General features: G+C 68.6%; 11 protein-coding genes. 4 read left to right on the plus strand and 7 right to left on the minus strand.

Annotation, left to right across the window (positions count from 1 at the left end; genetic code table 11):
- Positions 1-221: 221 nt before the first annotated feature.
- On the plus strand, positions 222-1,685 hold the full coding sequence (gene rng / locus V8Z80_RS16105; protein ID WP_155197028.1) for a ribonuclease G: 1,464 nt from the start codon (positions 222-224) through the stop codon (positions 1,683-1,685).
- A 67-nt stretch (positions 1,686-1,752) separates the two neighbouring features.
- Here the strand turns inward: rng and msbA are convergent, their stop codons facing one another.
- A complete protein-coding gene (msbA, locus tag V8Z80_RS16110) occupies positions 1,753-3,528 on the minus strand; it encodes a lipid A export permease/ATP-binding protein MsbA (protein WP_155197029.1) in 1,776 nt (591 codons plus the stop codon).
- Positions 3,529-3,979: 451 nt separating this feature from the next.
- On the opposite strand from msbA, the gene V8Z80_RS16115 reads away from it, so the two are divergent.
- From V8Z80_RS16115 to V8Z80_RS16125, 3 genes are all read left to right on the plus strand, one after another.
- Positions 3,980-4,912, plus strand: a complete 933-nt coding sequence (locus V8Z80_RS16115; RefSeq protein WP_336062765.1) for a glycosyltransferase family 9 protein — start codon at positions 3,980-3,982, stop codon at positions 4,910-4,912.
- Between the two features lie 102 nt (positions 4,913-5,014).
- Positions 5,015-5,782 carry a YdcF family protein gene (locus tag V8Z80_RS16120; protein WP_155197032.1) on the plus strand — a complete coding sequence of 256 codons (768 nt, stop codon included), beginning with the start codon at positions 5,015-5,017 and terminating at the stop codon, positions 5,780-5,782.
- A 94-nt stretch (positions 5,783-5,876) separates the two neighbouring features.
- Positions 5,877-6,125: a YkgJ family cysteine cluster protein gene (locus V8Z80_RS16125; RefSeq protein WP_155197040.1), complete on the plus strand. Its 249-nt coding sequence runs from the start codon at positions 5,877-5,879 to the stop codon at positions 6,123-6,125.
- On the opposite strand, the gene V8Z80_RS16130 is transcribed toward V8Z80_RS16125, so the two are convergent.
- The 6 genes from V8Z80_RS16130 to dnaE form a co-directional block, all read right to left on the minus strand.
- Positions 6,122-7,405: an O-antigen ligase family protein gene (locus tag V8Z80_RS16130; protein WP_155197033.1), complete on the minus strand. Its 1,284-nt coding sequence runs from the start codon at positions 7,403-7,405 to the stop codon at positions 6,122-6,124. The two genes, V8Z80_RS16125 and V8Z80_RS16130, sit on opposite strands and share 4 nt — an antisense overlap.
- Before the next feature lie 123 nt (positions 7,406-7,528).
- Positions 7,529-8,665, minus strand: a complete 1,137-nt coding sequence (locus V8Z80_RS16135) for a glycosyltransferase (protein WP_336062722.1) — start codon at positions 8,663-8,665, stop codon at positions 7,529-7,531.
- Positions 8,662-9,447 (minus strand): glycosyltransferase family 2 protein, encoded by a 786-nt coding sequence (locus tag V8Z80_RS16140; protein WP_155197035.1) that lies wholly within the window; start codon positions 9,445-9,447, stop codon positions 8,662-8,664. Before V8Z80_RS16140 ends, V8Z80_RS16135 begins: the two co-directional genes overlap by 4 nt.
- Entirely contained in the window at positions 9,417-10,286 is an 870-nt protein-coding gene (locus V8Z80_RS16145; RefSeq protein WP_155197036.1) for a polysaccharide deacetylase family protein, read from the minus strand. The genes V8Z80_RS16140 and V8Z80_RS16145 overlap by 31 nt, the downstream gene beginning before the upstream one ends.
- A complete protein-coding gene (locus V8Z80_RS16150) occupies positions 10,283-11,386 on the minus strand; it encodes a glycosyltransferase family 4 protein (protein ID WP_155197037.1) in 1,104 nt (367 codons plus the stop codon). The genes V8Z80_RS16145 and V8Z80_RS16150 overlap by 4 nt, the downstream gene beginning before the upstream one ends.
- A 4-nt stretch (positions 11,387-11,390) precedes the next feature.
- Complete coding sequence (gene dnaE / locus V8Z80_RS16155) at positions 11,391-14,882, minus strand: DNA polymerase III subunit alpha (protein ID WP_336062725.1); 3,492 nt, start codon at positions 14,880-14,882, stop codon at positions 11,391-11,393.
- Positions 14,883-14,927: the final 45 nt, after the last annotated feature.

Genomic DNA, 14,927 nt, shown 5'->3' on the forward strand with positions numbered 1-14,927 from the left:
ACGCTGCAAACGACCCGGCCGCAAGCAGGCGACGGCCAGGGTCGGCCGCCGGGATTTCCCTATGAGCGCCAGGTCTGGCCCCGCCGGGTCTTCCCTTATAAGTAGAACACCCCACCGCGCGCTCTTGCTCAAGGCCGTGGAGCCGCCGGCCAATCGGTGTCATGATTAGCGCACCGGCCGCCTCGCGCGGGGAGCGGCCCCTTCATCGCTACGCAACACCCATGGCAGAAGACATACTCATCAACGTCACTCCTTTCGAGACCCGCGTCGCCGTGGTCGAACAAGGCTCCGTGCAGGAACTGCACGTCGAGCGCAGCATCCAGCGCGGGCACGTGGGCAACATCCACCTGGGCCGCGTCGTACGGGTGCTGCCCGGCATGCAAAGCGCCTTCATCGACATCGGACTGGAGCGCGCCGCCTTCATGCACATCGCCGACCTGCGCGAGAACCGCAGCGAACGGGCCCAGGGCGCCGCGACCACGCCGATAGAGAAGCTGCTGTTCGAAGGACAGACGCTGATGGTCCAGGTCATCAAGGACCCCCTGGGCACCAAGGGCGCGCGCCTGTCCACCCAGATCAGCGTGGCCGGGCGCATGCTGGTGCACCTGCCGCACGATCCGCACATCGGCGTATCCCAGAAGATCGACGGCGAAGCCGAACGCACCCGCTTGCGCGAGCGCCTGCAGGCCCTGTTGCCGCCTGACGAAAAAGGCGGGTTCATCATCCGCACCCAGGCCGAGGGTGCCAGCGACGAGGAGCTGCTGGCAGACCTGGAGTACCTGCGCAAGCTGTGGGCGGCCGTGCAGGCCAGCGCCCGCAGCCAACCGGCCCCGTCCGTGCTGCATCGCGACCTGACGCTGGCGCAGCGGGTCCTGCGCGACATGGTCGGGCCGCAGACCGGCCAGATCTGGGTCGATTCGCGCACGACGGCCGCTTCCATGATCGAATGGGCCCGCCAGTACACGCCCTCGGTGGCGGACCGGATCAGCCATTACAGCGGCGAGCGCCCGCTGTTCGATACCGCCAGCGTGGACGAGGAGATCGCCCGCGCCCTGTCGCGGCGCGTCGATCTCAAATCGGGCGGTTACCTGATCATCGACCAGACCGAGGCGCTGACCACCGTGGACGTGAACACCGGCGGCTTCGTGGGCGGGCGCAATTTCGACGACACCATCTTCAAGACCAACCTTGAGGCCGCACAAGCCATCGCGCGCCAGTTGCGCCTGCGCAACCTGGGCGGGATCGTCATCCTGGACTTCATCGACATGGAGGACGCGACCCATCGCGAGACGGTGCTGGGCGAACTGCGCAAGGCGCTGAGCCAAGACCGCACCCGGGTGACCGTCAATGGGTTCACGCAGCTGGGACTGGTCGAGATGACCCGCAAACGCACGCGCGACTCGCTTATCCACCAGTTGTGCGAGCCCTGCCCCACCTGCGAGGCGCGGGGCACGGTACGCACGGCGCGCACGGTCTGCTACGAGATCCTGCGCGAGGTCCTGCGCGAGGCGCGCCAGTTCAATCCGCGCGAGTTCCGCATCCTGGCCTCGCAGGAAGTCGTCGATCTGTTCCTGGAGGAAGAAAGCCAGCACCTGGCCATGCTGGGCGACTTCGTGGGCAAGCCCATATCCCTGGAAGTCGAGGCGGCCTACACCCAGGAGAAGTACGACATCATCCTGATGTGAACTGCCCGTGCGGGCGACAGCGGCCGCTGCTGCCCGGGGCCGGCTGGCGGCCGTGCCCGCCGGCGGCCTACTCTTCGCGAAACTGCATGTTGTAGAGCGTGGCGTACAGGCCGCCGGCCTCGAGCAGCTCGGCGTGGCGCCCCTGCTCGACCACCTTGCCGCCGTCCAGCACGACGATGACATCGGCCTTCTGCACGGTGGACAGCCGGTGGGCGATGACCACCGTGGTGCGGCCTTGCATGAGCCGCTCCAGCGAAGCCTGCACTTGCCGCTCGGACTCGTTGTCCAGCGCGGAGGTCGCCTCGTCCAGGATGAGGATGGGCGCGTTCTTGATGAGGGCGCGGGCGATCGCCAGGCGTTGGCGCTGCCCTCCGGAGAGCCGGGCGGCGTTCTCGCCCACGGGAGTCTGCAGGCCCAGCGGCAGGGATTCCACGAACTCGAGCAGATTGGCCGCCGCCAGCGCATCGCGCACCTCCTGCTCGCTGGCCTGGTGCAGGGAACCATAGCCCACGTTGGCGAAGATGGTGTCGTCGAACAGCACGACGTCCTGGCTCACCAGCGAAAGATTGGCTCGCAGGCTGCGCAGGCTGACCTCGCGGATGTCCTGCCCGTCAATCAGGATCTCGCCGCCGGTGGGCGTGACAAAACGCGGCAGCATGTTGACCAGCGTGGTCTTGCCGCTGCCCGAGCGGCCCACCAGTGCGACGGTCTGGCCGGGCTCGACGGTCAGCGAGACCGAATCCAGGGTGTCGCGCGAGGCATCCTCGAAACGGTGGCTGACCGAACGGAACTCGATACGGCCGCGCACCGGCGAGGCCAGCGTCTTGGTGCCCTGGTCCACCTCTGGCTTCTCGTCGATGAGCGTAAATACGCTTTCGGCGGCCACCAGCATCTTTTGCATCTTTCCGGCGATGTTGGTCAGCCGCTTAATGGGGTCGAATATCTGCGCCAGTGCCGCCATGAAGGCGGCGAAACTGCCGACCGTCAGCGTACCGCTGTTGGCCTGGCCCAGCGCCACGGCGATGACCGCGGCCACGGACAGCGAAATGCAGAACTGCGTCAGCGGCGTCATGGCCGCATCGGCGGTGGCCGAACGCATGGCGAAACGGCGCAGCCTGGCGCTGACATAGCCAAAGCGCTGGGTTTCGTATTCGTAGCCGTCGAACAGCTTGATGACGCGCTGGCCTTCGATGCCTTCGCCGACCACCCGCGTGAGCTCGGCGTTCATGTTGACCGTTTCGCGGTTGATGCGCCGCAGGCGCTTGATGAAGGAACGCGCGATCAGCACCGACATGGGTAGCATGACAAGAATGATCAGCGTGAGCATCCACGACATGTAGAGCAGGACGGCAATCAGCGCTATGACCACCAGGGTTTCACGCACGAGCACGGTGATGACGTCGGTGGCATAGCCGGTCACGTTGCCCGCATCGATGGTGAAGCGATTGAGCAGCCGGCCGGTGTCGCCGCGCTTGAACTCGGCGTCGGGCAGGCCCAGCAGGCGGTTGAACATATCGGCCCGCATGCCGAGCAGGACGTTGTTCGCCACCCAGGCAAGCAGGTAGTCGCTGAAGAAGTTGCACAGGCCGCGCAGGAAGATCAGGCCCACCACCGACAAGGGGATGGCCCAGACGTAATGCGGCTTGGCGCCCGAAAAACCCTGGTCGAGCAGGGGTTTCATGATGACGGCCAGCGTGGGCTGGGTGGCGGCGGCGCCCGCCATCAGCACGATGGCCAGCACCAGGCCCTTCCAGTAGCTGCCGACCCGGGAATAGATTCGCTGCCAGAGGTCGAATTTCACGGGGTGGGAGCCGGCCGGATAACGGGGGGAAGCTACAGACATCGGTCAGGGGCTCGCTTTGTTGCAAGAAGGGTGTGGGCGATTGTACCCACTGGGGCCTGTCAAGCCCCAGCGACCCGCGGCCGGCCGGGCGCGGCACGGTTTATCATTGAGCGCCGCAAACCGCAGGCGGCGGCCACCGCCCGCCGCGCGGCGGGGCCAATCTGCCAGTAGCCAGCCAGTAGCCAACCCAATAACCGGCCGGGGGCCAATCAGCCAATCGCCCCGTCCAGCCCAGTCCGCCCAGTCCGCCCAGTCCGCCCAGCCCAGTCCGCCCAGCCCAGTCCGCCCAGCCCAGTCCAGCCCAGTCCAGTCCAGTCCAGCCCAGCCCAGTCCAGCCCAGTCCAGCCCAGTCCAGCCCAGTCCAGCCCAGCAGCCCCATCCAGTGAATCGAGCCGCTTTTGTTCCCGAACATATCTTCGTGCGCCTGCCCAACTGGGTAGGCGACGTGTGCATGAGCCTGCCCAGCCTGGCGCTGCTGCTGCGGGCCGGCAGGCCGGTGACGGTATGCGCGCGCCCGTGGGCCCAGGGCCTGCTTCAGGGGCTGCCGCTGGCCGGCTTCGTGCCGATGACCGGCCGCTTCGCCCAGGACAGGCGTGCGGTGGCGCAGGCCTTGCGGCAAGGCGGCGTGCCGGCCCGCCGGGCGGGCGGCCTGCTGCTGCCTGATTCGCTCTCGAGCGCGGCGGTGTTTCGCCTGGCCGGACTGCGCTGCGGCGGCTACCGGGACGACGGCCGCTCGCCGCTGCTGGCCTGGCCGCAGCCCAAGCCTGGCGTGCCGATGCACGCGGTGCAGTCCTGGTATGCCCTGACGCGGGCCGTGCTGGCGCAATGGCGCCTGGACAACGGCCCGGCCGAGCCGCCGGCGCAGCTGGGCCTGCGCCTGCTGCCCGCCCATCGCAGGCAGGCCGCGCAAGCCTTGTCCGAGGCAGGGCTGCTCGACCAGCCGTTCGTGCTGATCGCGCCCACGGCCACAGGCTTGCACAAGGGCCGGGTCAAGGTCTGGCCCCATTTCGACACGCTGACGCGAAGCTTGCAGCAGCAAGGCGTCACCGTGGCGATGTGCCCGCCCCCGGCGGAGGTGGACGAAGCCAGGCGCAATGCGCCGACCGCCCTGTGCCTGCCAGCCCTGCCCCTGGCGGCCTTCGCCGCCCTGCTCGAACGCGCCGCGTTGTCGGTGTGCAACGATTCGGGGGTATCGCACCTGGCCGCTGCCGTGGGCGCGCCGCAATTGACCCTGTTCGGCGTGACCAGCCCGGCCCGCACCGGCCCCTGGTCGGCCAGCGCGGCCTGCCTGGGCAGCGAAGGCGCATGGCCGGCGTGTGCCGAAGTCCTGGAACGTGTACAGTCTGCACTGCTGCAAGCCGGGCCTGCATCCGGCCCCGCCTGACCGTCCGCATTACCTGACCGTCCGCATTACCTGACCGTCCGCATTAGCGGACCGCACCTGACCGTCCGCACCACTGACCGTCCTAGCGCCTCGAAGACCGCAATGCCCTCGATGTCCAGCCTGCTCACTTCCCTGGTCGTGCCGCTGAACCTGAGCATCACCGTGCTGGTGATCGCCGTGGTCCTGGGCCTGCTGCGCTGCCGGCGCGCCGCGGCGCTGCTTTTCGTGGGAGCGATAGGCTGGTCGCTGGCCTGGTCGCTGCCCGGCACCTCGCTGTGGCTGGGCGGGGCGCTGGAGCGCAACTACCCGTACCTGCCGGCCCAGCAGATGCCTGTGGCCGACGCCATCGTGGTGCTGGGCGGGCACACGGCCAACAGCCGCGCCAACTGGTTCGAGGCCTACGACCCCAAGACGGCGCGCCCTCGCATCGACCGGGCCGCCGAGCTGTACAAGGCGGGGCGGGCGGGGAAGGTCGTGCTCTCGGGCGGCGCGCTGGAAGGCCAGGTCAGCGAAGCGCAGGGCATGGCGCATGGCTTGCGCCAGCTGGGCGTGCCCGACTCGGCACTGATCCTGGAGAACAGCAGCCGCACCACCTACGAGAACGCGGCGCTCACCCTGCAGACCTTGCAGGACCATGATATCCGCACGGTGCTGCTGGTGACCTCGGCCCTGCACATGCCGCGCGCCATGGCAGCCTTCCGCAAGCAGGGCATCGCGGTGGTGGCCGCCCCGAACGTGCCGCAGATCGTCCCGCCGCAGAATCCTCCCCTGCCCAGATGGTGGCCCGACATGCGCACCATGGACGCCAGCCGCTCGATCATCAAGGAGTACGTCGGCCTGATGGTCTACCGGCTGCGGGGCTGGGTATGAGCCTGGCCGCGCGAAGGAAAGCGCATTGAGCGCCGGGCTGTCGAACGCTGCGCCATCGAACGCTGCGCCATCGAACGCCGGGCTGTCGTGCCGCATGGGCTGCGCCGCATGCTGCATCGCCCCCTCGATCTCCAGCCCCATACCGGGCATGCCGCAGGGCAAGCCGGCCGGCCAGCCGTGCATACAGCTGGATGAGGCCTTGCGCTGCAAGCTGTTCGGCAAGCCCGAACGGCCCGAGGTCTGCCGATCGCTGGCGCCGGCGTCCGAGATGTGCGGCCAGGATCGTGCCCAGGCGCTGGCCTGGCTGGCACGCCTGGAAGCGCAAACGGCGCCCGCCCGCTAGGCCTGGCCGGATCCGCCTGGCGGCGGCCCCTGGCGGCCTGGCTGCAAGGCTAGCGCCAGCAGCACCGCCACCCAGATGGCATAGAGCGAGGCGGTGCGCATGCCGCGGAACATCATCTCGGTCATCCCGAAAGCCGCAAAGCCCACGCACCAGGCCAACCCCATCGCGGCCGCCACCTGCGCCGGCCCGCTGTTGCGCCCGAGCAGGCGCGCAAAATACCAGATCGGCAGCAGGTAGATAAAGCCCAGGGCCGCCAGGAAAACCAGCAAGCCGTAGGTGGCCAGGTAGTAGAGCAGGTCGTTGTGCGGCTCGCCGAAATCGCTGGCCACCCGTTCGGTGACCAGCCCTTTGCGGCTGAGTTCCTGGAGCTGCTGCTGGAAGGCGTCGCGCCCGCCTACGCCTGTCAGGGGATTTTCCCGGAACATCAGCCAGGAGGCGTGCAGCAGCTGCACTCGTATACAGACGGAAGTATCGGCGTGGCCATTGCATTCGCGCAATTCGGTAACGGCCAGGCTGGCACGCTCCTGCAGGACGGGGTTGACGGTGAAGCCCAGCGCGGTGACACCGACGAACCCGCCCAGCAGCAGGGCCGGCACCCGCCAGGACTGGCCCCGCAACAGGTACAGGCCGATCAGCGCGAAGGCGGGCATGGCCAGCCATCCCGTGCGCGTTTCCGACATCAGGAAACCGACGAAGCCCACGCTGGCGACCAGGATCTTGAGCCCGCGCTCGGCGCGGGCCCACCGCGTAACCCGCCAGCCACAGGAATAAGCGAGCAGCACGGAAAACAGCAACAGCAGGTTGCCGTAGCCCACCGCGTTGTAGCGCGACAGCATGGTGGTATCCGGCCTGCCGTCGAACATGCCGGCCAGGAACAGCAGCTGCCCGGTCATGAACAGCACCGTCAGCATCATGCCCCATTGCACGGCTTGCAGCCGATAGGACGGCACGCCCAGAAACAGCAGGGTGAGCAAGGCCGTCAGCGAGAAGCGCACGCTTTTTTCGAACTCGGCTCCCAGGCTGCCGTCCTGCACGTACAGCAGGAGCACGGTCACCGCCACGAACACCGCCCCGCCTATGGCCAGGGGACGCAGGCCCGGCGCACCGGCCGGGATGGCGCGCATGATCGCGCCGCCGCGCCGGCACCAGGCCAGCACGCCGAACAGCACCAGCAGGTAGAAGACCACGCTGGACAAGCCATTGCGCCAGAGCGAGGCCACCGGAGAGACGGCGACCAGCGCAACCAGCAAGCTGGAATACGGATTGGGAAGAAATGTCATCGACAAAAGGCGTGCACGTGCATACGGGCGCGTAAGACGCGGGCATCCGGCCAGAAAGCGCAAGAACCCGAGCCGGGCAAGGCGGCGGAGTATACCAAGCGCGGCCCCGGGGCAATGGGCCGGTCAGGCCGGGCGGGCGGCCGAGGCATCCTGGTAGACCCTCAAGGTGCGGGAGACGAAGGGAGCCAGGCCGAAGTCTCGCTCGGCCTTGGCGCGCGCGGCCCGGCCCATGGCGGCCAGGTCGAAATCGCCTTGCAAGGCCTGCCGCAGCCAGGCGGCCAGGGCCTGCGCATCGCGCACCGGCACGATCCAGCCGTCGCGGCCCGGATCGATGTTCTCGGGCAGGCCGGCATGCCGGCTGACCAGCACGGGCTTGCCCATGGCCATCATTTCGCGGCAGGCGAAGGAAATGGTTTCCACCCGGAAGGAAAGCACGAATCCGGCATCGAGCGCGGCAATGAAAGGACGCACGTCGTCCAGGCGGCCGGCATAGTGCACCTGGGCCTGCAGCCCGAGCCGCCCGACCTCCTCGCGCAGCGGCTGCGCCGGTTCGCTGCCGGCCAGGGCGATGTGCACCCGCTCGCGCAAGGACGCGGGCAGTTGGGCAAGCCCGCGCACCAGGTCGATCCAGCCCTTGTAATCGTCCGTGCCCGCATTGCTGCCCAGCAGCAGCTTGCCCTGCGGCCGGGCGCCCAGCCATTGGCTGCGCCACGCCTGTGCCAGGGCCGCATCGCCCTGCTCCGGCGCGAAATGCGCGATGTCGATGCCATTGGCAATGGTGGCGATGCCGCAGCGGCGGTAGGCGGTTTGCTGCAAGGCGCGGGTCACGAAATCGCAGACGCCGATCACGCGATCGGTGCCCGCCCGTGCGCGCACTGCCGCGCCCAGCGCGCCGATGGGCAGGTCGTTGTGCTTGGTAAAGACGATGGCCGGCCGGCGCCCGCCCATGCCCAGGCACGCCAGGATGACGAGCCGATGGTCGGCCGAACCGTTGACGTGCGCCACATCGAAGGCCTCGCGGCGCAGCAGGGCCCGCAGCGGCGCCAGCGCGCCGACGGCGCGGCCCGGCGCATTGGGAAAGCGCTGGGGCACGAAACGCACGCCCGGAATCTCGCGCGCCAGCCGGTCCAGGGCGCTGCCCGGCGGGGCCGCCACGACGATCTCGTGCTGCGGGGCCAGGGCGCGGGCCAGGCGCAGGATATAGGAAGTGTGGCCGCCGATGCCGGCCGCGCCGTGGAAGTTGGTGTACAGGATTTTCATGTGCCGCCCTTGCGGGTTTGCTCGAATAACATCAGCTTGGCATAGCGGAAGATGCTGCCCGAAGCGGCGAACAGCGCCAGCACCAGCCCCTGGCGCCCGTCCAGGAAGCCGCGGCGCAGGAAATAGATGCGGATGAAAGTCCAGATGCCGTGGCCCAGCATGCCCAGCGGCCCGCAACGCTTGCCGCGCGCGTACATCATGGCGGCCGCGTCGGTGGAATAGCGGTTGGCCTTGGCGATGAGCGACTCGAGGTCCGGGTAGGGAAAATGCAGCAAATGATGGCGCAAGGTGCCCACGCTGCCTTGCGTCACCACCTTCTCGTGCACGGCCGCCTCGGTAAAGCGCGCGGTGCCGCGCCGGAACAGCCGCAGCACGTGATCGGGCCACCAGCCGCTGTGGCGGATCTGGCGCCCGCACAGCTCGGACAGGCGCGCCACGCGATAGGCGTCGTGCCCGGGATGGCGCAGCAAGGCCTGGATTTCGGCGGCCAGCTCGGGCGTGACGCGCTCGTCGGCATCGAGCGACAGCACCCAGTCGCAGCGGGCCAGCTCGAGCGCGCGGTTCTTCTGCGGCCCGAAACCGGGCCAGTCCGGCGTCTGGACCACGCGCGCGCCCCACTGGCCGGCCAGCGCCACCGTGTCGTCGGCGCTGCCCGAATCGAGCACGATCACTTCATCGGCAAAAGCCACGCTGTCCAGGCAGGCACGGATGTGCGCGGCCTCGTTCTTGGTGATGACGATGACCGAGAGCGTTAGGCGCCCGGCTTCAAGCCCTTTTTCCATGCCTTGAACCTGTTGTAGAGAGGCGCCCAGAGCGGATGCCGCGCCAGGCGCAGACGCTGGGCCAGCCAGCGTTCGTCGCGGTCGCGCACGGCGAAACGGTAGATGTGGCCGGGATCGCCGCCGGGCAGGTTACGGCCGAAGGCGTGCGTGGTATAGAGATAACGAAACCCGGCGGCCTGCGCGGCCTGCCGGTAGTCGTCGTCGAAATAGCCCTGCGGCCAGCACAGGTGCTCGGAGACCCCGCCCAGATGGCGCACCAGCGCCTGGCGCGAGGCCTGCAGGTCGGCGGCAATGGCGGCGGCCTTTTCCTGGCGCCCGGCGCACTGCCTGTCCCAGCGGGTATGTGTGTGAGTGTGGCTGTGGATCTCGAAGCTGCCGGCCTGCCGCATGGCCTGCAGCTCGCTCCAGCGGGCGATCACCTCGTCGCAGGCGCCCGCCTGGATGCGCTGGCCGCACTCCCGGTGGGTGAGCCGGCCAGCCTGGTCGGCCTGCGCCTGCCCGCACTGCCGCACCGGGCCGTCGTGCACCCACCCGGTCACCACGAACAGCGCCGCCCGCATGCCGTAGCGCAGCAGGATGGGATGCGCGTACAGCCAGTTGTTCAGGTAGCCGTCGTCGAAGGTGATCAGCACCGACTTGTCGGGCACGGGCTCGCCGCGCAGGTGGCCGGCGAACTGCGCGGTGGACAGGGCCGTCCAGCCATCGGCAGCCAGCCAGGCGATCTGCCGCTCGAAGTTGCCGGGCGTGATGTTGATCATGCCCGGCGAAGGGCTGACGTGGTGATACATGAGCACCGGCACGGCATGCCGGCGATGCTGGGGGCGGCCGGGCGCGCTCATGTCCTGCGCTCGTCCAGCCACTGCCGGTAAAGGGATTCGGTGCGCTCGGCCAGACGCTCCAGGGTAAAGCGCCCTTCCTGCAGCAGCCACTGGCGGCCGCGCTGGCCCATTTCGCGGCGGCGCGCGGGATCGTCGATCAGGCTGCGCAGCGCCTGCCTGAACGCGGCCACGTCGCGGGCCGGCACGAGCAGGCCGTTGACGCCGGGCTGCATCATCTCGGCCACCCCGCCCACGTCGTAGCCCACCACCGGCAGACCGGCCCAGGCGGCCTCGACAAACACCGTACCCGATGCCTCTTGCCAGGTCGCCAGGGCGAACAGGTCGCAGCCGACCAGCAGCTGCGGCACGTCGCGGCGCGTGCCGAGCAGGTGGATGCGTTCGTGCAGGCCCAGCTCGGCCACCTGTGCCTGCACCTGCTCGAACACGGGCGAGCCCGAGCCGACCAGCACCAGGTGCAGGCCGGGCCGCGTGCGCATCAGCGGCTCGATGGCCTCGATGAGTTCGCGGTGGCCCTTGGGCACGCGCATGACCGCCACGCAGCCGACCACGACCGCATCGGCCGGCAGGTTCAGTTCCTGGCGCAGGGTGGAATGCTCCGGCAAGGCCGGCAGCGCGATGGGCGAGTAGACCGTGGCCACCCGGCCGGCCGGTACGCCGCGCGAGATGAGGTAGCCGCGCACATGGTCGCTGACCGTGGTGACCCGGTGCGGCAGCCAGGTATAGGACAGCATCGAGCCGACCTTGTTGGACAGGTGCCGGGTGCGCACGATCAACGGGGTGCCCGCCAGCCGGGCGGCCGTGCCGCCGATCAGCGTGTCGATGCGGCTGTGGGTATTGACCACGTCGTAGCGGCCCTGCCGCAGCAGCCGCACGACGCGGGGCACGCCCTTCAGGTAGTTCAGCGCCCCGCCCATGGGCAGCGTATGCACGGTAAAGCCCGCCTCGCGCAGCCTGCCCACCAGCTGGGCCTGCGGCTGGCACAAGGCCTCGACCACGTGGCCGCGCGCGCGCATGGCATGCATCTCCTTGAAGATGCGATGCTCCTGGCCGCCGAAACTGGTGGCGGCCTCGGTATGCAGGATACGGAGGGGCTGGCTCATTTTCCTAGTAGTTGATCTCGACCGGATACGGCTGGGTCCAGGCGTTGAGCTGCTCGATCAGCGTATCGGACATGCGCACCCGCCACTGCTCTCCCAGCCGGATCGTGCCGCAGGCATCGTCGCGCGCGTAGAACACATCCACCGGCGTGCCGGGAAAACCGTTCTCGGGCTCGGCCCGGAAAGGGTTGAGCAGGCGCTTGAGGGTCTGGGCGTCGGCATTGCCGTTGACGGTGATGCGCAGCGACTGGGCGCGGGCCTCGCGGGCCAGCTGCAGGTCGTAAAGCGCCTCGGCCACGATGCGCATGCCGCCCGAATACTCGTCGTTGCTGACCTTGCCCTGCACGATCAGCAGCTGGTCCTCGCGCAGGCGGTTGCGGTTCTGCTCGTACAGCTCGTTGAAGACCGAGATCTCGACCTGGGCCGTACCGTCGTCCAGCACGGCGAAGAGCATCTTGCCGCGGCGGGTCATCATGGTGCGCACGCCGGCCAGCACGCCGGCCATCCATTGCGGCTCGCGGGCCGGCTCCAGGCGGGCCAGGGGCGTGGGGGCGAAGCGGCGCACTTCCTCGCGCCAGGCGTCGAACAGATGGCCGCTGAAGAAAAAGCCCAGCGCGGACTTTTCCTCGGACAGTTGCGTGCGCAGGTCCCAGGGCGGCACGCTGGCCATCTGTCCGGCGATGACCTGGCTGCCGTCGTCGTCGCCGAACAGCGAGACCTGGTTGGCGCTGCGCGCCGACTGCTCGGCGGCCTCCATGGCCGTGGGCACCGAGGCCAGCAGGGCCGCGCGGTTGGGCGAGATGCCGTCGAACGCGCCGGCGCGGATCAGCGCCTCGATGGTGCGGCGGTTGACGGTGTGGCGGTCGATGCGGCGGCAGAAGTCGAACAGGTCGGCAAAGGGTCCGCCGGCCTGGCGGGCGCGCAGGATGTCCTCGACGGCGCTCTGGCCGGTGCCCTTGACCGCGCCCAGGCCGTAGCGCATGGTGCGCGGCGGCTGTCCGCGCGCGGTGTGTTCGTCCTCGACCGGCTCGAAACGGTAGTTGCTGTGGTTGATGTCCGGCGGCAGCACCGTCACGCCGTTGGCCAGCGCGTCCTTCCAGAAGATCTGGACCTTGTCGGTGTCGTCCATGTCCGAGGACAGCGTCGCGGCCAGGAATTCGGTGGGATGATAGGCCTTGAGCCAGGCCGTGTGGTAGGCGATCAGCGCATAGGCGGCCGAGTGCGACTTGTTAAAGCCGTAGCCGGCAAACTTCTCCATCAGGTCGAACAGCTTGACCGCCAGGTCGGCGTCGTAGCCCTTTTCGACCGCCCCCTTCTGGAACAGCTCGCGGTGCTTGGCCATTTCCTCGGGCTTTTTCTTGCCCATGGCCCGGCGCAGCAGGTCGGCGCCGCCCAGCGAGTAGCCGCCGATGATCTGCGAGATCAGCATCACCTGTTCCTGGTAGACGATGACGCCGTAGGTGCTCTTGAGCGTGGGCTCCAGGTCCGGATGGAAGTAGTCGACGGCGGCGCGGCCATGCTTGCGGTTGACGAAGTCGTCCACCATGCCCGATTCGAGCGGCCCCGGGCGGTACAGGGCCAGCATGGCGATGATGTCTTCGAAGGTGTTGGGCTTGAGCTTTTTGAGCAGCTCTTTCATGCCGCGCGATTCGAGCTGGAACACCGCGGTGGTGTTGGCGTCGCACAGCACCTTGTAGGCCGCCGGATCGTCCAGCGGCAGCGCCATGACGTCGAAGTCGCGCTTGCTCTCGTTAAAGCGCCGCACGAAGCGCACCGCCCAGTCCAGGATGGTCAGGTTGCGCAGCCCCAGGAAGTCGAACTTGACCAGGCCCGCGGCCTCGACATCGTCCTTGTCGTATTGCGAGACCGCGCTGTTCTCCTGGCCTTGCTGGCAGTACAGCGGGCAGAAGTCGGTAAGCTTGCCCGGAGCGATCAGCACGCCGCCGGCGTGCATGCCGATGTTGCGGGTCAGGCCTTCGAGCGGGCGGGCCAGGTCGACCAGCGCCCTGACTTCTTCTTCCTGCTCGTAACGCTCCCGGAAGGCCGGTTCGTTGGCCAGGGTGCGCTCCAGCGTCCAGGGGTCGGCCGGGTTGAAGGGGATCAGCTTGGAAAGCTGGTCGCACATCGTGTAGGGCAGGTCCAGTACCCGTCCGGCGTCGCGCACCACGGCCTTGGCGCCCAGGGTGCCGAAGGTGGCGATCTGGCTGACGGCGGCGCGGCCGTATTTTTCCTTGACGTACTCGATGACGCGTTCGCGGTTGTCCTGGCAGAAGTCGATGTCGAAGTCGGGCATCGAGACCCGCTCGGGGTTCAGGAAGCGTTCGAACAGCAGGTCGTAGCGGATCGGGTCCAGGTCGGTGATGCCCAGCGCGTAGGCCACCAGCGAGCCCGCCCCCGAGCCGCGGCCCGGGCCCACCGGCACGCCGTTGTTCTTGCCCCAGTTGATGAAGTCGGCCACGATGAGGAAGTAGCCGGGAAAGCCCATCTGGATGATGGTCTTGCATTCCCGCTGCAGGCGTTCCTCGTACTGCGGGCGGCGCTGTTCGCGCTCCTGCTCGTCCGGATAGAGCTGCGCCAGGCGCACGGCCAGCCCTTCCTGCGACAGCTGCACCAGGTAGTCGTCCAGCGTGACGCCGTCGGGCGTGGGAAAGTCGGGCAGGCGCGGCTTGCCCAGCGTCAGCGTGAGATTGCAGCGGCGCGCGATCTCCACGCTGTTGGCCAGCGCCGAAGGCACGTCGGCAAAGCGCCGGTGCATCTCGGCCGAGTCGAGCATGTACTGCTCTTCGGTATAGCGGCGCACCCGGCGCGGATTGGCCAGGATTTCGCCTTCGGCGATGCACACGCGCGCCTCGTGGGCCCGGAACTCCTCGCGCTGCAGGAACTGCACCGGATGGGTGGCCACCACCGGCAGGCCCTGCGCGGCCGCCAGCCGCATCGCCGCCTGCACATAGGCCTCGTCGCCGTCGAAGCCGGCGCGCTGCAATTCGATGTAGTAGCGCTGCGGGAAATCGCGCGCCCAGCCGGCGGCCAGGGCCTGGGCGGCGGCCAGGTTGCCGGCCTCCAGCGCCTGGCCCACGTCGCCGGCGCGCCCGCCCGAGAGCGCGATCAGGCCGGTGGTGCCGGCCAGCCACTCGCGCCGCAGCTCGGCACGGCCGCGGTGCTGGTTGCTCAGCCAGGCCTGGGAGAGCAGCTCGCACAGGTTAAGATATCCGTGCCAGTCAGCCACCAGCAGCAGCAGCCGGAACGGTTTTTCGCGGTCTTCGTCGTTGGTCAGCCAGACGTCGCAGCCGGCGATGGGCTTGACGCCCTTGCCGCGCGCCGCCTTGTAGAACTTGATCAGGCCAAAGAGGTTGCACAGGTCCGTCAGGGCAACGGCCGGCTGGCCCAGGCGCGCGGCCTGCTTGACCAGGTCGGGAATACGCACGATGCCGTCCACCACCGAGAATTCGGAGTGGACGCGCAGGTGAACGAAAGGCGGGGTGGCGACGGCTTCAGACATGCACCGGATTGTACCCAGCCGGCATGGGCCCGGGCGCCCGCCCGG

Origin of the sequence: Orrella sp. JC864 (genome assembly GCF_037026685.1) — a bacterium.
Classification (GTDB): Bacteria; Pseudomonadota; Gammaproteobacteria; order Burkholderiales; family Burkholderiaceae_B; genus Orrella.